At 44.2% G+C, this 20,280-nt stretch carries 17 protein-coding genes and 1 pseudogene; 8 read left to right on the top strand and 10 right to left on the bottom strand.

Annotated elements, in window-relative coordinates:
• Window positions 1-261 precede the first annotated feature (261 nt).
• Window positions 262-1,173, top strand: coding sequence for an SDR family oxidoreductase (locus tag V1L65_RS10140; RefSeq protein ID WP_331699026.1), 912 nt, complete (start codon window positions 262-264; stop codon window positions 1,171-1,173).
• A 124-nt stretch (window positions 1,174-1,297) separates the two neighbouring features.
• On the opposite strand, the gene ligD is transcribed toward V1L65_RS10140, so the two are convergent.
• On the bottom strand, window positions 1,298-3,724 hold the full coding sequence (gene ligD / locus V1L65_RS10145; RefSeq protein ID WP_331699027.1) for a DNA ligase D: 2,427 nt from the start codon (window positions 3,722-3,724) through the stop codon (window positions 1,298-1,300).
• 310 nt (window positions 3,725-4,034) lie between these two features.
• Between ligD and V1L65_RS10150 the strand changes: the two genes are divergently transcribed.
• The 3 genes from V1L65_RS10150 to V1L65_RS10160 all read left to right on the top strand — a co-directional run bounded on the left by V1L65_RS10150 (window position 4,035) and on the right by V1L65_RS10160 (window position 8,538).
• A complete protein-coding gene (locus V1L65_RS10150; protein WP_331699028.1) occupies window positions 4,035-5,417 on the top strand; it encodes an ADP-ribosylglycohydrolase family protein in 1,383 nt (460 codons plus the stop codon).
• Between the two features lie 279 nt (window positions 5,418-5,696).
• A complete protein-coding gene (locus V1L65_RS10155) occupies window positions 5,697-6,545 on the top strand; it encodes an AraC family transcriptional regulator (protein WP_331699029.1) in 849 nt (282 codons plus the stop codon).
• An 817-nt stretch (window positions 6,546-7,362) separates the two neighbouring features.
• A complete protein-coding gene (locus V1L65_RS10160) occupies window positions 7,363-8,538 on the top strand; it encodes a patatin-like phospholipase family protein (protein ID WP_331699030.1) in 1,176 nt (391 codons plus the stop codon).
• Between the two features lie 112 nt (window positions 8,539-8,650).
• On the opposite strand, the pseudogene V1L65_RS10165 reads toward V1L65_RS10160, so the two are convergent.
• Window positions 8,651-9,300, bottom strand: a pseudogene (locus tag V1L65_RS10165) (glycosyltransferase).
• A gap of 295 nt (window positions 9,301-9,595) precedes the next feature.
• Between V1L65_RS10165 and V1L65_RS10170 the strand changes: the two are divergent.
• Both V1L65_RS10170 and V1L65_RS10175 read left to right on the top strand, forming a co-directional pair.
• Window positions 9,596-10,675, top strand: a complete 1,080-nt coding sequence (locus V1L65_RS10170) for an NCS2 family permease (RefSeq protein ID WP_331699031.1) — start codon at window positions 9,596-9,598, stop codon at window positions 10,673-10,675.
• A gap of 17 nt (window positions 10,676-10,692) precedes the next feature.
• Window positions 10,693-11,244: a phosphoribosyltransferase family protein gene (locus tag V1L65_RS10175; protein WP_331699032.1), complete on the top strand. Its 552-nt coding sequence runs from the start codon at window positions 10,693-10,695 to the stop codon at window positions 11,242-11,244.
• Here V1L65_RS10175 and V1L65_RS10180 read toward each other — a convergent pair.
• Entirely contained in the window at window positions 11,241-11,546 is a 306-nt protein-coding gene (locus V1L65_RS10180; RefSeq protein ID WP_331699033.1) for an S-layer homology domain-containing protein, read from the bottom strand. The genes V1L65_RS10175 and V1L65_RS10180 overlap by 4 nt on opposite strands.
• A gap of 90 nt (window positions 11,547-11,636) precedes the next feature.
• Here V1L65_RS10180 and V1L65_RS10185 point away from each other — a divergent pair, with 90 nt between their 5' ends.
• Window positions 11,637-12,212, top strand: coding sequence for a TetR/AcrR family transcriptional regulator (locus tag V1L65_RS10185; protein WP_331699034.1), 576 nt, complete (start codon window positions 11,637-11,639; stop codon window positions 12,210-12,212).
• A 52-nt stretch (window positions 12,213-12,264) separates the two neighbouring features.
• Window positions 12,265-13,248 (top strand): SDR family oxidoreductase, encoded by a 984-nt coding sequence (locus tag V1L65_RS10190; protein WP_331699035.1) that lies wholly within the window; start codon window positions 12,265-12,267, stop codon window positions 13,246-13,248.
• A 163-nt stretch (window positions 13,249-13,411) separates the two neighbouring features.
• Here the strand turns inward: V1L65_RS10190 and V1L65_RS10195 are convergent, their stop codons facing one another.
• From V1L65_RS10195 to V1L65_RS10225, 7 genes are all read right to left on the bottom strand, one after another.
• Window positions 13,412-14,008 (bottom strand): TetR/AcrR family transcriptional regulator, encoded by a 597-nt coding sequence (locus V1L65_RS10195; RefSeq protein ID WP_331699036.1) that lies wholly within the window; start codon window positions 14,006-14,008, stop codon window positions 13,412-13,414.
• 46 nt (window positions 14,009-14,054) lie between these two features.
• Window positions 14,055-14,834, bottom strand: a complete 780-nt coding sequence (locus V1L65_RS10200) for a DNA alkylation repair protein (RefSeq protein WP_331699037.1) — start codon at window positions 14,832-14,834, stop codon at window positions 14,055-14,057.
• 13 nt (window positions 14,835-14,847) lie between these two features.
• Window positions 14,848-15,276, bottom strand: coding sequence for a VOC family protein (locus V1L65_RS10205; protein WP_331699038.1), 429 nt, complete (start codon window positions 15,274-15,276; stop codon window positions 14,848-14,850).
• Between the two features lie 140 nt (window positions 15,277-15,416).
• The gene (locus V1L65_RS10210) at window positions 15,417-15,797 is read right to left on the bottom strand and encodes a VOC family protein (RefSeq protein WP_331699039.1); all 381 of its coding nucleotides are present in this window, start codon (window positions 15,795-15,797) and stop codon (window positions 15,417-15,419) included.
• Complete coding sequence (locus V1L65_RS10215; protein WP_331699153.1) at window positions 15,790-16,257, bottom strand: SRPBCC family protein; 468 nt, start codon at window positions 16,255-16,257, stop codon at window positions 15,790-15,792. The genes V1L65_RS10210 and V1L65_RS10215 overlap by 8 nt, the downstream gene beginning before the upstream one ends.
• Window positions 16,258-16,311: 54 nt before the next feature.
• Window positions 16,312-16,899 (bottom strand): TetR/AcrR family transcriptional regulator, encoded by a 588-nt coding sequence (locus V1L65_RS10220; RefSeq protein ID WP_331699040.1) that lies wholly within the window; start codon window positions 16,897-16,899, stop codon window positions 16,312-16,314.
• A gap of 254 nt (window positions 16,900-17,153) precedes the next feature.
• Entirely contained in the window at window positions 17,154-20,153 is a 3,000-nt protein-coding gene (locus V1L65_RS10225; protein ID WP_331699041.1) for an InlB B-repeat-containing protein, read from the bottom strand.
• Window positions 20,154-20,280 lie beyond the last annotated feature (127 nt).

Genomic DNA, 20,280 nt, shown 5'->3' on the forward strand with positions numbered 1-20,280 from the left:
AATGCAACAAAACAGGGTGTCGATTAATTGTGGGCAACTATTGATAAGCAATGAGAAAGGGGAAACGGAGAGCAAGAATGGGAATGGAGAAGCGTCAGCGTCCGCCTTTGTAGGCCAATTTTATCCTTTACAGGGGTTATTCATTCAGAAAAATTGGACTACAACAGCGGTCGGAATCCCAATCTTGATCGTAGTGGCATCCCTTTCTATTGCTTGTTGCTCTATCCACAAATCGACAACTTCTAAAAGGAGGCTAACGAGATGAAATCTTTACATGGAAAAATTGCTTTGGTTGCCGGGGGAACACGGGGCGCCGGGCGCGGTATCGCTATTGAGCTGGGAGCAGCTGGAGCAACGGTTTATGTCACAGGACGAACCACAAGAGCAGAACGTTCCGAATACAACAGACCTGAAACGATTGAAGAAACGGCAGAGCTTATCACTAAGGCAGGCGGACGAGGCATCGCTATACAAACTGATCATTTAATCCCTGAACAAGTACAGGCTTTGATAGGACGCATTGAACATGAACAAGGACGGTTAGACATACTTGTCAATGATATTTGGGGAGCTGAACATTTGGCTGAATGGCATGTGCCTGTGTGGGAGCATTCATTAGAAAAAGGTCTGCGCATGATGAGGCTCGCTATAGATTCGCATTTAATTACGAGCCATTTTGCACTCCCCCTCTTAATAAAAAACAAAAATGGGCTGATCATCGAGATGACAGACGGAACATTCGAATATAATCAAAAAAATTACAGAATATCGATGTTCTACGATCAAGCCAAAACATCTATTAATCGTATGGCCTGGGCTCTTGCTCAAGAAGTTCAGCCCTATCAATGTACAGCTGTTGCACTGACTCCCGGCTGGATGCGCTCAGAAATCATGCTTGAGCATTTTATGGTGAAAGAAGAAAACTGGCAGGATGCCGCCGAGAGAGAACCTCATTTTCTAATATCAGAATCACCGCGTTATGTAGGGCGTGCAGTCGCTGCTTTAGCCGCGGATCCTCAAGTCATGCGATTTAATGGGCAGTCCCTTTCAAGCGGCCAGTTGGCACAGGTATATGGCTTCACGGATGTTGATGGTTCTAGGCCCGATTGCTGGCGCTACCTTGTAGAAATAATGGACGCAGGAAAACCTGCCAACGTTAGCGGCTATAGGTAAAGGTTAAGGTTAAGGTTAAGGTTAAGGTTAAGGTTAAGGTTAAGGTTAAGCAGGGAGATGCGAGAGAGATACGATTCCGGTGAATCATGCTGGCGTCTCCCTGCTGCCCATACTTACATTTTTCTTATGTTTGAAAAAAATCTTTCCAAGGATCGTTGCCGCCGATTCTTAAAAGCGCATCTGCCATATTAATACCATCAGGAGCAACTGTGTCAAGTTCGTCCCACGCGATAGGCATGGACACATTAGCCCCTTTCCTCGCTCTTATAGAATAGGGTGCGATACTTGTAGCGCCTCTGCCGTTTCGAATCCAGTCGATGAATATTTTTCCAGTGCGACTAGCCTTTCTGACATTGCTCGTGTAGCGGTCAGGCCACTTCTGCTCCATCACCTCAGCAACACGCTTAGCAAAATCATGAAACTTATCCCAGGTCATGACCGGTTTTAATGGGACAACCACATGGTATCCCTTGCCGCCGCTAGTTTTGAGATAGGAATGCAGTGAAAGCTCGGCAAGAATGCTTCTCATGTCCCTCGCGCCCTGTCGCACCCTGTCTAGCTCCATTCCTTCATCCGGGTCCAGATCAAATACCATCATATCAGGTTTTTCAAGCTCATCTATGCGGCTTCCCCAAATATGAAATTCCAGTGAGCCCATTTGCGCTTCGGATATAAGCCCGGATAAGCTCTCAATATAGAAATAATCTTCTGTTTTTCCACTGCTTGTAGTAATAGGTATCGTGACAATTTCCTTACTGCCTGGACCGGGATGCTTCTTGTAGAAGCAGGTCTGTGATATCCCCCTGGGGCAGCGTACAAGAGTGAGGATTCTGCGGCTCACATAGGACAGCATATGATCTGAAACCTTTGCATAATACCGGATCACGTCTTCTTTTGTAATGACAGGTTCGTCAAACAATACCTTGTCCGGATTCGTAATGGCTATTCCTTCGATAATGATGCTTTTTGAATTTGCTATTATTGATCTCTCCACTTCTATGGCGGGCGATTGAGGCTGTATTTCATCCTCTGTTTTTTCCTTTTTTATTTCCCTTGGATCTTTATCGTGCCTTAAGCCTTTGTAGCTTGCTTGCCTCAATAAATTTTCTTTGGTCCATTCAGCAAATTTGATTTCCGCCACCAGCTCAGGTTCAAGCCACGTAAGCTTTTCCTTCGGTCTAGGCTTTGGTGCAAGCTTGAAGGGCGCATCCAATCTCTTCAGTTTTTCAAATTTTTTCTCAAGAGCTTTCATGTCAATCTCGCCCATGCCCGTACCGGCGCGTCCGGCATAAACTAGTTCATCATCTTCATAGACACCAAGTAAAAGGGAACTTATCCCGCTCGTTTTTTTGTCGGAAAGAGAGTAGCCTCCGATGACGAATTCCTGTCTTTTATCGCATTTCAGCTTGATCCAGTCGCCGTTCCTTGTTCCACTGTAGTAAGAATTGGCCTTTTTACCTATTATCCCTTCCATGTCTGCCTCACAGGCTGCAGCAAAGCTTTCTTTTCCATTCCCTTTAATATGACGGCTATAGTAAAGGTTATCCGGAGCATTCTCCATCAGCGTCTCAAGCATTTCTTTTCTGTCAATCAGACGGCGCCCCCGAAGATCCGCACCATCCAGCGCAAGGAGGTCGAAGACGATATAGGTCAGAGTCAGCGTTTCGCGATTTTTCATATAGTTCTGCAAAGCCTGAAAATCTGTCTTTCCCGATTCATCCGTAATTGCAATTTCACCGTCGAGAACCATTGCCCTTCCTGCAGCAAGTTCAATAAGGGATGAGGCTATGTTATGGAACCGCTCCATGTAGTCATTACCGTTTCTAGTTATCAGCCGGACACTGTTGCCCTCCACAAACGCAACAATTCTATATCCGTCGTATTTCAACTCGTAGAGCCAATCCTCATCCTCAGGAACCGTATTAACTAGCTTGGCAAGCTGCACCTCAACCCTGCTGAAAGGGTTCCTTATAATCTTTTCCTCTTCTCCCGCTTCTATTTCAGCCATGGTGCGTCCGGTTCTAATACTGGTGCTAAATTCAGATATCCCGTCATCAGTTCTGACATACTCATCTCTTTCCTTTATCAAAAGCCAGTTATCCTTATCTTCGCCGGCCTTCGCTTTCAACCGGACCAAAACCCACTTTCCCTTAAGCCGTGCTCCTCTCAGAATAAACTTCAGCTCTCCCTTACGAAGCCCTTCCTCCACATTTCCATACGGCTCCCAGAAGCCTTCATCCCAAAGCATCACTATTCCGCCGCCATATTCCCCCTTGGGAATTGTCCCTTCAAAGTTTCTATATTCCAGCGGGTGATCCTCCACCATTACAGCTAGCCTCTTGTCATGTGTATCATAGGAAGGTCCCTTGGGCACTGCCCAACTTAAGAGAACCCCTTCCCACTCCAGACGTAAATCATAATGTTCCCTTCTGGCCATATGGTGCTGGACGACAAATCTCAAACCTTCCTCCGAAGCTTCTGTTGCTCCTTCCGGCTCCAACGTTTTTTCAAAATTTCTTTTTTGGTTGTACTCCCTTAGTTTCACAGTCATAAAATCACGCCGTTTCCTTGTCCTTTTTCGCCTTCTCGGCGCTGCCTTTCAAGGCTTTCATGAGCTGATACCTTTAAAGGATATTGTTTCCAAGTAAATGGCTAGTATTCAGACTATCGATGACCTCAACCTTGTAACAGCCCGGATAACCGACCTAAAGCGGAGATCGAGAATGCCTCGCCTGATTCAAATTCCATTGCTCGATACGCAAAAAATGAGAAGTTTTCGTCCATTTTTTGAGAAGCCATAATCAATCATACTGGCTATAATCAGGTAATAAAGAATACACATAGCTTGGGAGGACACCGTTATGACAAAATGGGTTGGACTGAACGAAATTGTTCGAGAGGAAATACAGCAACGCAAAGAAGAAGGCTGCGACGTAACGGGTTTTGCAGAAAGACTGGAATCAGCCGGCATGGCTGAGGCTCAAATTATGGATGTTTATCATGCACTAATGGCTCTTGAGCCGAGTGCCGATTTTAAGTATATTGAGCCGTCGGAGTTGGAAGAGATTCGTGCTCAACGCCCAGAAGGACCGCGCACTATCGTCAGTCATTTGGATGATACTGAATGGCAAAACAAGTTTTATGGCGCTTGGCTTGGACGCTCGGCAGGCTGCGCACTGGGCAAGCCGCTGGAGGCTCCTTCCTTTATGCGGGGCTCAGACGGCAGACCGGGCTGGCACAATATTAAGCTTTGGTTTGAAGGCGCGGGACAATGGCCGATTCGCCACTATACACCAAGCAAGTCAACTGCCGAGGCTCAATATGGCCTTGAGCTTGCCCTCTGGAGCAGTCTGGCAAGCTGCCGAGATCATATCAGCTACATGGAAACAGATGATGATATTCGTTACACCGTGCTTGGACTGCTCATGCTTGAGGAACGCGGTCTGGATTTTAACTCCTGGCATGTCGGCAAGCTGTGGCATCGTCTTCTGCCATTCGGTCAAGTATTCACTGCCGAAACACAGGCATATTTGAATTTTGCTCGAGTCACTTCGCATATTAACGGCGATCAGCCCGACGATTGGGAGAAGCATATCCATTGGGGACGTTCCTATTTGAACCCTTACCGCGAATGGATCGGGGCGCAAATCCGTGTTGACGGCTATGCATACGGTGCTGCCGGCCAGCCCCAGCTTGCAGCTGAGCTTGCTTGGCGGGATGCTTCCTTCTCACATGTGAAGAATGGTATTTACGGCGCCATGTTCTGTGCCGCAATGATTGCAGCCGCATTCGTTGAAAGCGATGTTAAACGGATCGTTGAGATAGGATTGAGCGAAATTCCACAGCACAGCCGTCTGGCAGAAGACATTGCACTGGCGGTCCAAATTGCCGAAAATACGACAGATCAGTTGGAACTGGTCGAAAAAATATGGGACGCCTTTAAGCACTATCACTGTGTTCATACCAACAATAATGCTGCTTTATGCGCGGCAGCGCTCATCTATTCCGGCGGTGATTTTGAAAAGGGTATTACTACAGCCGTGCTTGGCGGCTGGGACACAGATTGCAATGGCGCTACCGTCGGTTCCATTCTCGGTGCATCCCTTGGAGCGGCAGCACTGCCTGACACCTGGATTGCCCCTCTAAATGATACTTTGTATGCGGAGGTTAGTGGTTTCCACCCGATTGCCATTTCAGAATGCGCTCGCAGAAGCCATAATGTTTTCCGAAAACTTCAGCAGTAAACTCTGCTTTTTAGCGCTATTTGTTGCAAAAGGTGCAGTGCTTTGCCATGACCAAGGCTGCATATCCTTGCACGACAAATGCAATGCTCATGGCACTGACCCGGTCCGGTACCCATTCATCCTGGATCGGGTCAACCATGGCCGTTTATTTCAACAAGCGGATCGTAGTCCGTTTGCCTCCAAGTTGACCATTCCTAAATCATCTCCATGCAGTCAAAAAAGCGGCTCTTTATTGTATACTTACCTTATAACACGATTAATATCGGGGGTATTGATGCAATGAAACTGCATATAACATACGATCATCCGATTCCGATTAACGCTTTCGAATGGACACCCACCACTAACAGGCAGTCGCCTCACATGCATTCAAGTCTGGAAGTCGGCCTCTGTTTGTCGGGCAAAGGCTATTTCTTCTTCGGCGGCAAACGCTATACGGCTTGTCCTGGCGATTTATTTATCGTCAATAATGAGGAACGCCATATCGCACAATCTGACCCTGATGATCCAAGCCGTTACCTCTTTATTAACTTTGATCCCGCGCTGCTGTTGGCGGAGGAGCCCGGCCTTTTGCTGCCCTTTTCCTATCGTTCTACTCATTTTCGCAATCATATTTCCGGCAGCTCGCCTCTTGCGGGGGAGCTTGCGCCTTGGATACTTGCAATAGCACAAGAGCTGAGGGAAAAATCCCCTGGCTATCTAGCAATGGCTAAAAGCGCGCTTATTCAGTTATGCGGCCGCCTGCTCCGCCATTACAGCGAGCTGTGCAGCGATGATGAGCAGCAGACAATAGTGCAAACAGTGCGTCAAGCACAATCGCTGGCCAACTTGGTGGAGCGGCGCTTTCGCGAGCCGTTAAGCTTAGCGGGGCTAGCAGATGAGCTGGGAGTAAGTGCATCGCGCATCAGCCGCGCATTTCTGGAAACGACAGGATACCGTTTCCCTGATTATGTATCGCTCATGCGTGTCCAGGCTGCCAAGAGAGAGTTAACGGGGTCAGACAAAGCAGTTGCCGATATTGCATTTGAATGCGGCTTTCAAAGCTTACCGACCTTTTATCGGGTTTTTAAAGACATTGTAGGTGTATCCCCTGTTATTTATCGTCAATCTATGGGGCTTGTGCTATGAGCACAGCGTTTAGCCTCTGCAGTCTTATGTTAATAGACAACGTTATGTTCATTTGATGAAAACGGCAAAAGCCTGCCGTGCGGCAGGCTTTTTTAATTCAGAAGCGGCTCGCTAAAACATATATTATTTGCGACCCTTCTGTCTTCAAACACGTGCCAACTAAAAGTAGTTTTGGGGTGGCGCTGACCGATTCTGTATGAATTTTCATATACAATTGTGTTTTTCGGGGCATTTCAGCGTCATGTGTATGAAATTTCATATACAATTAGCCGTTTTGAGGTGGCACCAACCGATTCTGTATGAATTTTCATATACAATTGTGGTTTTCGGGGCATTTCAGCGTAATGTGTATGAAATTTCATATACAATTAGCCGGTTTGAGGTGGCACCAACCGATTCTGTATGAATTTTCATATACAATTGTGGTTTTCGGGGCATTTCAGCGTAATGTGTATGAAATTTCATATACAATTAGCCGGTTAGAGGTGGCACTAACCGATTCTGTATGAATTTTCATATACATTTGTGTTTTTCGAGGCATTTCAGCGTAATGTGTATGAAATTTCATATACAATTAGCCGGTTTGAGGTGGCACCAACCGATTCTGTATGAATTTTCATATACAATTGTGGTTTTCGGGGCATTTCGGCTTATTCTGTATGAAATTTCATATACAATCGTGTTTTTCGGGATATTTCAGCGTATCGTTTCCAACTAACTAAATTGTTCGTATTCGGCATTCCATTTTAAACATTTTCATCATAACTTATAATAGATGTTCTCAGAGTCTATCGTTTAGGACAGAGGGGTTGGAATCATGTCAGTTTTGGGGCTTGCACTTGAAGGCGGTGGTGCAAAAGGCGCTTATCATATGGGAGTTGTGAAGGCATACTTGGAGATGGGACATAGCTTCGGGGCGGTTGTAGGCACCTCCATTGGCGCCATCAATGCAGCGATTATTGCACAAGGGGACTTCGAACGCGGCTATCAGATGTGGGAACACCTTGACGCCCGCTCATTATTTAATATGTCTGACGAAGAATATTTTCTGTTGCTGAACCGCAAGCTGGACTCAAGCGCGTTGCGTCATTTGGCCGCGCGTACGCGCGAGCTGATCACCAGCAGAGGCATAGATACGCGAAAAATGAAGCACTTGATCGCGTCCATTGTCGACGAAGAAAGGCTGAGGAGTGCTGCAGCAGACTTCGGCTTAGTGACCGTATCCTTGACCGATCGAAAACCATATGAACTATACAAAAACAACATTCCGCCGGGACGATTGGTAGATTATCTGTTGGCCAGCGCTTCCTTCCCAGGTTTTCAGCCAACCGTTATCGACAATAAGGCTTACATCGATGGCGGTCTATATGACAACTGCCCCATTAACATGCTAGCTCACAATGGTTATACAAATGTGGTTGCAGTCAGGACGCGCGCAATCGGTGTTAACCGCAAAATTAATTATCCTAACATCACGCTTACAACGATATTGCCCTCCGAGCGGCTTGGCGGCATCATGAGCTTTAACCCGAAATCTATTCGCCGCAGCTTAGACATGGGCTACTATGATGCCATTCGCCTGCTCAAGGGCTTGCAAGGAAGCATCTATTGCATTGATGTCGGCAGTACGAGCGAGGAGATGTGCAAAGAGATGCTCGATTCCCTGCCTGATGCCAAGGTACTTGGCATCGGCCGCATGCTCGGCATGAGCGGCCTATCCTCTCGAGAGCTGTGGAGAAGCGCCATCGTGCCAAAGCTGTCAGGCAACATGCGGTTGCCGGCGGACGCTTCGGCAATGACCTTTATTATTCGTTTGACGGAGGTGCTCGCCGCGGCCAAGGGAATGAACAAATACACGATCTATACTTTTAATGAATGGCTGCGCTCCGCTGCATCCGGGCCGCTTAGAAACACCTCCGGACTCGATTTTCATCATTTGGAGTTATGTATGGCAGCACAGCGGATATTGGAAGCCATTGAGCTGCCTGACTAATTTCCACATAAAAAGCCCAAAGACCCATTTTTACAATACAAAAGGCTTGAAGCTTCAGTCTATAGACGACTGCTGCTTCAAGCCTTTTATATAGGTAACCTATCACGTTATTTTAAAATTTTTCCGGAAACTGTTTGATAATGCCTTCTGTCAAAATGTCGGCTAAATGAATCAAATAGATCTCATTTTTGTCAGTTGCAGCAATATCAGCTTTCCAATCTCCTTTGAGACAACTGACGACTATTTCCGTAATCAGCTGAAGATGCGTATACAGCATATCCTGCAGCTCTTTAAATTGCCAATTCGGATTTGCTTCGCTTAAAAATTTAGCAATTTCGTCGGCATTTCTGCGCCAGTCTGCCTCAAGCTTGTTGACTTCCGCCTGATTACCCGCTTTGCAGCCGCTACTATTTTACCTGCAATAAGAATATGCTCTCTCAGAAGGTCAGCCAGTTTATTGCCAGCTGCTTCTCCATAATAAGGCTTGATCACATTGCCTATGTCCTGCTGGTTCCGCAAAAGCCGGTCCAATACGTCCTTCTGATCTGGACGATTAGATATGGCGCTGACAATATAGCTTCTTATCCATATCGTGTGGTTGATCCAAACCTTCTGCATATCTGCTTTTAATTGCACCATTTCGGGACTTATGCAATCCATATTTTTCTTCTCAACGGCCTTAGCCTTCACAGATACTACTGGCATTAAGCTAAAAACAAGCGTCAAGATTAACAGCAGCGCCAGCAACCGTTTACTTTTCATATTTATCTGCTCCTCAAAATGTTTAAAGAAGGAGGCGCGTTTACCGATGAAAGATAGAGATAGAGATTGCCATCTTCCACTGTAAAGCTTGTTTTCGATAAAAAATGTCGAATAATATTGAATATTATTCCGTAGTGTGATAATTTTTTATAGTTATAACAAGAAGAAACGCTGCGCGTCCTTGGTTAAGGATGTGCCGTTTCTCGGTGAAATATAGGAATAGGTATAAGGTGAAACTTATACTTTCCTATATTTTGAAAAAAACTACTTCTAAATAGGGGGAAATGACGTCACAATGGAAATACTTCAAGACATTCTCGCTGCTCTCAGTGTGGTTCTTAACGGATTGCCGCAAGGGCTTATGGCGCTCGCGTTCGGCTTTGCCTCAGTCCCGACCGCACTGGCCTTCATCGTCGGAGCAGTCGGAAACGCCGCTACGAGCAACGTTGCGGTCGTCTCTTATCAAGCAGAAACAATTACTCTTGCCGGTACAATGGGCAAATCGATGCGGGAACGCCTGTCCATGGTCTTCTTCGGTGCCTGCATCCTGCTCATTATCGGCTTGTTCGGCTTGCTCGAGCGCATTATCGATTGGATCGGTCCCATTATTACAAGCGGAATGATGGCTGGGGTCGGCATCATGCTCTCCAAAGTAGCATGGGATATGGCAAAGAACGATCGGATTATCGGTGCAACCTCCATTTTTAGTGCATTAATCATGTATATGCTGACGAAGGATCTCGTTTATACAATCACTGTATCTGTCATCCTCTCAAGCATTGTGTTCAATATTATGCAGAAAAAGTCCGGTTCCGATAAGCAAGAGAGCAAATCAGCACCTGAAGAAAAGCTGAAGTTTCAAAAGCTGATGTTAAACACATCAGTCGTACGCGGCGCTCTTGCATTGGCGTGTCTAAACATCGGTGCCAACATTGCATTCGGCAGAATCAACGAAGATATTGCCGGTCAATCCGTCAATGTAGATGTTCTATCAATAATTAGCAGCTTAGCTGATATGGTTTCTGCATTATTTGGCGGCGCACCTGTGGAAGTTGTTATTTCTGCAACAGCCAGCGCTCCGCATGCCGTATGGTCCGGAGTTCTCATGATGGTACTGATGGCAATCATCTTAATTACAAAGACATTGCCGAAGATCGGCAAATACGTCCCAAGTTCTTCTATCGCTGGATTTCTAATGATTTTGGGCGTAATGGTCACTTTGCCTGGCAATGCGGCAGCAGCCCTGACAGGCGAAGGCGCAGGCTCGGGTATCGTTGGCGGCGTGACGATGGTCATGACGGCAATTACCGATCCGTTTATTGGCATGCTGTCAGGAATTGTTGTAGAAACTTTAATGAATTGGATCGGCATGTAAAAGGAGGATAAAAGAACATGAACACATATACTTTACAAATCGGAGAGCTGACTAGAGAACTTCCCATCATTCCGATATCAGATTCCCTTAGCATTGCCAGCTTTGTCATTCTTGGCGATACTGAGCTCGTCATGCAAGTAGCGAAAGATATAGCGGATAAACTGCCTGATGTAGATATTCTTGTGACGGCAGAGGCGAAAGGCATTCCATTCGTATACGAATTGTCCAAGCAGTTAGACATGAAACGTTACGTCGTTGCAAGAAAAAGTGTTAAAGCTTATATGGGAGAAACGATCTCTCATAAAGTCAACTCTATTACGACACAGAAGCAGCAGGAGCTTATATTGGAAAAATCCGATGTAGAATTGATTCGCGGCAAGCGCGTTGCTGTTGTCGATGATGTCATCAGCACAGGCGAATCCCTGCTTGCTTTGGAACAGCTTGTAGCGAAAGCCGGCGGAGAGGTAGTTGCAAGAGCAGCAATCCTCGCAGAAGGCGATGCCGCCAAGCGCGAAGATATTATCTTCCTGGAAGCTTTGCCTTTGTTTCCTCACCCGGCAAGTTCTTAAAGACAGGTTTCGCAATTTTTAAAAATCATTATTGTACTGTAAAGCCTCAGAGCACTTTCTCTGAGGCTTTTTTCGTTTGCTATATAATTTCTAGAACAGAGAACTACCGCGACTTCTCCTCTCGTAATATATGCAAGTGGTGCAATCTTATTACTTGACATACCATTTACAATGTTAGCTTTGAGCATACGTGCTGTGCTTTCTCTTGCCCAGCTTGAAATAGAAACTACATCATCAAACGGAGCTAACGCTTGCTCAACATTAAATGTATCTACCTTTGATGCTAACCCAAGTCTTATCAAGCTTTAATCCTAACGCACGCACCATAATAACTGAAAATGTTGCATAACATGTGTTACATAACATATGTATTTATAAAGGAGTGAACATCAATGCCGCCAAAACCGAAATTTTCCAAAGAACAAATCATAAATTCTGCTTTCCACATTGCCAAAATAGAAGGACTCGATAAAATCACGATTCGAAAAGTAGCGGATCATTTGGGCGGCTCCAGCGCCCCTATTTATGTCAACTTCAATGATGTAGGGGAACTCAAGCGGTCAGTCATTCACAAGATTGTGGAATTGAGCCAGCAAATGCTCCGGGAATACCAATCGGGGAACCCTTTTAGAGATATTGGGATTGCCAGCCTTAAAATGGCGATAGAATATCCTGTATTGATTCGGGATTTCGTTCTGAAACCGAATGATTACTTAAAGGATTACGACCAGGAGATGGCTGGTGAGCTGGTCAGCATAATGCAACAGGATCCAGGGCTTGAAGATTTCACGAAAGAAGAACTGAAGAAGATTTTGTTGAAAATGAGAATTTTTCAAACGGGGCTCACCCTCATGACGGCGAATGGTGTGCTGCCTGAAAAACTTGACTTCGATCAAATGATTGAGCTGTCAGACAGTGTTGCCGAAGATGTAGTTATGGCGGCTCGCATACGTAGGGAAAAAAAATAAACAATCTATAACTGTGGAATTTATTTCTTTATCCTGGGAGGAGAAAAGTGAAATGAAGAACAAAACAGTGATTATTACAGGGGCAAATTCGGGTATTGGAAAGGAAGCCGCATTAAGATTTGCCAAAGAGAATTACAGGGTCATTATGGCTTGCCGAAATCTGGATATTAGTCGCAAAGTCCGCGAACAAATTATTGAGGTATCCAATAATGATGAAGTAGAACTTATGGAACTCGATGTATCTACATTCGGATCCATTCGCAAGTTTTGCTCAGACTTTCAAAATCGTTATGACCAGCTAGACATTCTCATACATAATGCTGGCTATTTTAACCATGGGGAACCTTATCGAGAAAGCGCTGATGGCATTGAACTCACGTTTGCCACTAATGTAATTGGTCCGTTTCTCATGACTCACTTATTGTTGGGTAATTTGAGAAGGTCTAAAGATCCTAGAATCTTATTTGCGGGGAGCAATATCATAAAGCATTTCTTCGATCCAAAAAGAAAGATCGACTTTCTGGACGGTCAGTATGAAGAAATCATCAAGTCATTCACTGTATATAAAATGTATGCCCAATCGAAGATGGCACTCACTTTATTAACGTTTAAGATGGCTGAAAGGTTTGAACAATTCGGCATCAAAGTTAACGCCATACAAATCAATGGGGCGACAATGTCCAAGGAAACGATCAAAAAATTCAAACCAAAGTACAAACTGATCGCTTGGGTTCAAAATATATTTATCCCTCCAGCTTCCTATATGGCAGATAAATATTTTAAGATTTGTACAGAAGAACAATTTAATCATACAACAGGGAAACTTTTCAACGATAAAACCGAGATCATGTTACCATCACCGAATGAATATCCTGGTTTTATCAAGCAAATGAAACAAATTTTTGGCACCAGTGTTTACCCTGCTTACACAGAAAATTCTAACGTCAGCGATAAACTGTGGGCATTATGCGCAGAGCTTACTGGAAATCCAATGATTACTTATGAGAAGCATAATCTTGACCCAAAGATTGAGTAAGAACTCTCTTCGATCATATCAGCATATCTCCTCGACTGTATTTATCTCTTAAGATAACGGTGATGCGTAACGTGCATGCGTTTTATTGCAAAAAAAAGAGGACGTCCACTTTAATACGCCCCTGACATTTTATGTTTTAGATTGTTAATCAAACAGAATATATTTAGCGAAGTGTATTTTTCTTAAATCCATCTAAGAAAACGGAAAAGACGTTCATTGTTTCATCTAAAGTTTTCGGCTGTGCGGATTCATTGGCAAGCCAGAGCGCCATCTCATTCAAGCCGCCTGAAATAAAATAAGTTAGCACATCGAGGGGAACCATTTGTAGATCTCCTTGCCTCTGCATGATATCAAGCTGCTCTCTCAATAAACGCATAGAGTGGTTCTTATCCATTTCTCTCCATGTTTCCCAGCCTAGAATCGCCGGACCATCTATCAGCATGATTCGTCTATTGTTCTCTTCAACGGCAGCCATAATAAAAGCGCGGCAACCTAAGTAGAGCTGCTGCCATGAATCTTCGCTTGTCGCGGCTTCACTCTCCACTCTTCCGGCGACCTCCCGCTGGACATCCTCCAATACAACCCGAAACAATTCCTTCTTGCTGCGAAAATGATGATAAACCGCCCCACGCGTTAGTTTCGCTTCATGAACGATCGATTCTAACGCCGCATTCGCATAACCATACTCGGTAAAATGCATTCTTGCGATTTCAATCAATTTGCGTATTGTTTCTGTTGTCTCCGCTTTGCTTCTCCTCATGATCAACAAATTCTCCATTCATCAGGCATTTATGATCTCAAAAATGCTACAGATCCTTCACCATTGCCAACGCATCCGGATCTCCAGACTTCACTAACGATCTTAAGGCGTGGCGGACCATACTCGGGCCATGCTCCCTGCCATTACACAGCTTGTCTGCTATCCATTTTATAGTGACCGATTTGTGATCCTTAGTCAAATCGTTTAAATGATTGGCTACAGAACGTCTGACATAGCCCGAATAGTCATCTAACAAAGGCTCAAGTAAAGTAAGATTGCAGAAGGGATCCCCGCCGAGGACCTCCATCTTCCTCGCCCAAGGAAGACGAGGACGGGTCCCTTCACTAACCAAACGGCGCACATGGAAATTAGGATTATAAGACCAGGCTTTAAGTGTCTCCACACATGCCTTCGGGTAACGGTAGAGATAAGGGCGGATTGCATATTCCGCGGTATGGCGCTTAGTAATTTCATACAATGCGTCCATAGAAGTCCGAAAATCCTCCAACCCATATATCTCCACAAAGTTAGCAACAGGCATGAGAAAGTAACCTTCAGTGAACATTCCCTGATCACTTTCATTTTCCGGACCGAGTATCTTTAACAGAATTTCAACCTGATCGGGATAGCCTAATGGTAATGACCGATGCAGCTCTTCAGCAATCAGCCGGACTCTCGCCTTCAATTCCAGCGGACCCACATTCTTCTCCACAGCACTAACAAAATTGGTTACCGGGAAGCCGGGATAGGAGGGCTTGATCAGCTCGGCCAGCCGTACAGCCAGCTCCGCTCCAAAGTAATTTTTCAGCGGTATATATGATCCCAATAATATCGGCCCCTTATTTCCAGACTTCTTCGGTATATTGGCTGTTAAAATCATTTGTCGGAGGGATGACGCTAATGACATCAATCAAGACTCCATTAGGGTCGGAAGTAATGAAATGCCGCTGACCAAAATCCTCGCTTCGGATATCAAGCTCAAGTGGAAGCTTAGCTTCCTTAATAAGTCTTTCATATTCTGCATCGACATCGTTAACTTCAAAGTTAAGGATCAGCCCTCTTACTTTCGTTCTATACGCGTCTGGAATGGTCGGATGTGCCGCATCGAGAATAGCTAACTCGAATGGGATTTCATTACCGGACATTTTCAAGCTTACATACCAATCTGCCTCAAAAACCATCTCGAATCCGAAGTGCTCCATGTAAAATGCGGCCGTGACTGCAACTTGCTCTGATAAAACAACCGGATAAAAACTGGATACTTTCATTTAAAAACTCCTCTCAGTATGTTAGGTTTATTATACATACATACTGTATGTATGTAAATAAGTAATTTAAAATGGTGGATTATCTCGTTCAGCCGATACGAAAAAAGACACGGAGAACGGGGCTCCATGCCTTTGAAGAGCTAATTTAATCGATGTACCATTTCATATTTATTTCCGCAAGGGTCTTCAAAATAAACTGCGTAATAAGTTGGGCTAATCGGGAATAAACGAGGGCCGTCGTTTATAGTACCGCCATTTTCCTTAACCAGCTTTGCAATACGATCGACTTCAGCCTGATCATCCGCCCAGAATCCAATCATATTATGATTTGGCTTATGTTCACGGTCTTCTGTAATCGCAAAATAAGCTGCACTAGGCAATTCCCCATCAGCAGCATATACTTTCCAATTCAAGCTGTGAAAGGTTCTTGTAAACCCTAATTCCGGAAGAAGTGCTTCGTAAAAAGGCATGACACTTTCTAAATGGTTCACTCTAAGATCAATGTGACTGAACTTATTCATAATTATCCATCTCCTTCTCATCATTTAGAGTGCTTATTTTCTGCCAGGTGGCGCTCAGCACGTGTTCCCAATGCAGCTTCATTTGTTCCCGCGTGTTCGGATGATCCAAATTTTCTTGATGGAAGCTGATCGTTGTTCGGTCAGGGTGATTAGAAAGCAGCCGGATTTGCAGCGTAGACGGCTTCTCCCAATCCTTCTTGCCCCACTTTAATCGAAGCTGCTTGAATGGCTTTACAATTCTGAGCTGACCCGAAATCCCCTCATCGGATGAAAAAACCTCACCCTCATTAAATGCTGGAGGAGATACATTTCCAATCCATAATTTTATTCCTTCAGGAGAGGTTAAAAACGACCATACCTGTTCTGGTGAAACTGGGAACGTCCTTCTAACACCGATTTGAAAACCTGCAGACGCCGTTTGACCAACAAGCTTGCGCGATTCAATATTCTGATGTTTAATAGTAACACCTCCGCTATATTGTTTGTTAGTGCTCACTATCTTTCATTTGAAAAATTAAGGGCTTAACGCCCTGACAAACAAATCGATGCTTGATTTCATAAAATCTTGCTTGGATTTTGTTGTAATCTCAGACTTGACAAACAACTGCGACATGAATGCTCCATAATTCATCCACATGAAAGTGATCGCCTGCATCTCCGCATCGGTCGAAATCAGTTTATTCTTTTTCTGCATGTCTATGAAATAAGCTGTCAATAACTCCAATAGTTTCCGCGGATGCTTCTGTGCCTTTTCGCGGATTTCGGTCAATTCATTATCGCTCAATACAATGAGGAACAATTTTCGGTTACGCTCCATAATTTCATGATACATTTGGCTAATCATGAGCAAGTCCGATCTCAAGTCCCAAATCACTTTCTCGTTAAAAATTTGGATCATTTCGATTGAGTAATGATAATGGTCTACTGCTTTGTCCAGCAGGTTTTGCTTGCTGCCGAAATTACGGAACAATGTCATTTCACTGACCCCTGCCGTTGCTGCAATCTCCTTCGTAGATACGCCTTTATAGCCCTTTTCAGCCATTAGATCTATTGCCGCTTGCATTAATTTGGCTTTATTGTCCAAGACCATCTTATTTCCCATAATTAACTTCCCAGCCCGATTCATTAATTTATAGTTAGTGCTAACTAACATGTTATCATAATATTATTAAACCGCTAGAATGTCAATATCTTCAAAGTATCAAGAAGAAACGCTGCGCGTCCTTGGCTAAGGAGGTGCCGTTTCTCGGTGGAATATAGGAACAAGTATAAGTTGAAAAAATATACTTTCCTATATTTTTAAAGAGGGACTGTCCGAAATGCGGACAGCCCCTCTCATTCATTTTTTGCAGCAAGTTATAATTGAAGTGCACGTTTCATAAATGTTACAAATTGCGCGCGCGTAACTGGCTCTTCGGGTTTGTAATACCCGTTCTCACCTAATGCTAAGCCGTACGACTCCAAAGCAGCGATATAGGGATAACCCCAATGTGTTTTAGGCACATCTTGAAAAGTACTCTTTCCGCCTGTTGGCAAATTGAAGGCAATGACAAGAATCTTAGCCATTTGTGCCCGTGTAAGATGCTGGTCTGGATAAAAGTATCCATTCGCTCCTTCGAAAATACCAGCTAATGAAACTTTCATGATGGCCTCATAGTACGGACTATTGTTTGAGATATCATAAAAACGGTTCAGCGGGCGGTTTGGCGATAATTCCAGAGCTCTTGTGAACATTACCGCAACATGCGCTCTAATAATGGGATCATCCGGTTTAAACTCTCCGTCTGGATACCCTATTATAATACAACGGCTAGCCATATCTGTTATAGCGTTCTTCGCCCAATGGCTAGATATATCTGTAAACTTTGCAGAACATGCATGTTGTACAGGTTCTTCTTCTTGTATCGGTTCTGGTTCTACAGTGGGTTCAGGTTCTATAATAGGTTCTGAAGGTGTGACATAAATAATTTTCGACCATTTTGCGTAAAGTGTCATATCGGCTATGACGACATTCGTTGTAAAATCCCAAGCGAGTGTTAAGTCTTCATCTTTAAACCAGCCTGCAAAATTATATCCAGACTTTTTGGGATTTGCGGGTAGAACTGCACTTTCTTCAAATGCAACTCGTTGATCAGTTATTTCCGATCCTCCAGTTGTTTCGAAGCTAACCGTATATATCTCTTTTTCCCACTCAGCATAGAGGGTCATATTTTCTGTAACGATATCCGTTGCAAACATCCAAAGTGTTGTTAGTTCCTCATCCTTATACCAATCAACAAAGCTATAACCCGTTTTAATTGGGGGAGCAGACAATACGACTTTATCATCGTACACTATCACTTGCTCTGCGACTGCTGATCCACCGTTCGACTGAAAACTTACCGTATACGTATTGGCCTTCCATTTCGCATACAGTGTCATATCCCCCTTAACCAGACCCGTATTAAAGTTCCAAGCCGTCGTTAAATCGGAATTCGTATACCAACCTGCAAATGTATGACCCGGTTTACTTGGGTTTATCGGCGAAACGACTATGCCGTCATAGGCTATAGTTTGGTCAGCTACCGCCGAGCCGCCATCCGACTGAAAACTTACCGTATACGTATTGACCATCCATTTCGCATACAGCCTCATATCCCCTTTAACCAGACCCGTGTCAAAGTTCCAAGGCGTCAGTAAAGTGGAATCCACATACCAACCTCCGAAGGTATGGCCCGCTTTGCCCGGATTTACTGGCGATGTGATCTGGTTATCGTAGACTATAGTTTGGGCAGCTACCGCCGACCCGCCGTTCGACTGAAAAATTACCGTATACGTATTGGCCGCCCATTTTGCATACAGCGTCATATTCCCTTTAACCAAGCCCGTCTCAAAATTCCAAGGCGCTGTTAAATCGGAATCTGTATGCCAACCTGCGAAGGTATGACCTGTTTTGCTTGGATTTGCCGGCGACGGGACTCTGTTATCGTACGCTATCACTTGCTCTACGACAGTTGTTCCACCGTTTGACTGAAAACTTACCGTATACGTATTGGGAATCCACTTCGCATAAAGCGTCATGTTTCCTTTAACCAGATCTGTACCAAAGTCCCAAGGCGTCGTCAAACCAGAGCTCGTATACCATCCTGCAAAGGTATGCTCTGCTTTGCTTGGGATTGTCGGCGATACTACTGAGCCATTGTATGCGATGGCCTGGTCCGCAACCGCCGTTCCACCGTTCGACTGAAAACTTACCGTATACGTATTGGCAATCCACTTCGCATACAGTGTGATGTTTCTTGTTACAATATCCGCATCAAAATCCCACTTGTTAATAAGCTCCTTTTCCTTATACCAGCCTTCGAGATTATGCTCTGTTTTATTTGAAGTGATTGCTGTTGTTGTTTGAGCAAAATCCACCTGCTTTGCAGCACCACCCGATCCTCCATTAGCATTAAACGTAACGTAGTTCCTCTGCCACGCTGCATAAATAGTCAGTGGAGACGCCGGGTTAGCCGTAACTGTTTTGTTCCAAACTTGTGCATACTCAGGGTCCGTATACCAATTATACAAATTACTATTCGTTGCATCTGAATACTGATAAAAAAAACCGCTATTAACATCCGCCATGTTATCTTCAAGAAGCGGCGTTCCTAAAAAAGTTACTAATTCTAGTGCGTTGTAATGAAACGCCTCTCTCTTCACAGTAGTTACAGTTTCTGGAATGACCAATTCTACTATACGATTGCCACTAAATGCAGAGTTGCCAATAATCCTCACACTGGCTGGAATGTCCAGCGAAATTAATTTGTTATTGGCAAAAGCATACTCACTAATCTCTGCCAGACTATTAGACAAGCGCAGATCTACTAGTCTATTTCTCTGAAAGGCATACGCACCCAATTCAGTTACACTATCCGGAAGATGCAAAGCAGTCAGATCATTATTTGTAAATGCATTTTTACCGATCTTCTCTACACCATCATTAAGCGTTAGACTTGTTAATTTATTAAGTTGGAATGCTCCATGACCAATTTCTTTTACACTTCCCGGAATTTCCAGGCTTGTCAAAGGATTATTATAAAACGCTTTTGTACCTATCAACACTAATCCATCTGGCAATTCCAAGCTCTGTATCGATTTATTTTGAAAAGCCTCGTCACCGATTGCCGTTACTGTTTTCCCATCCATTTTCTGCGGAATAACGACAAGATCTCTTGGAGCAGAATCCGTATATCCTGTAATCGTTACAGTTGTAGGATCAGCATTGTCAGTGTAATAAAAATCACCACTTTGATTATCTGCATGCACAGGCAAAATATTAAACGGTGCGATTAGGAATGCCATAACTAACAACATCATGCATGTTCTTTTCATAATAGTCTCCAATCCTTCATATTTCTAATTATTCAGTTCATCCATTGCTACCAAACGCTGCCTCCCGTATACGAAATATTTGAATACGATATGTAGCTTAATGAATCATAATGGACAAATACTGAAC

Source organism: Paenibacillus sp. IITD108 (genome assembly GCF_036541265.1).
Taxonomy (GTDB): Bacteria; Bacillota; Bacilli; order Paenibacillales; family Paenibacillaceae; genus Pristimantibacillus.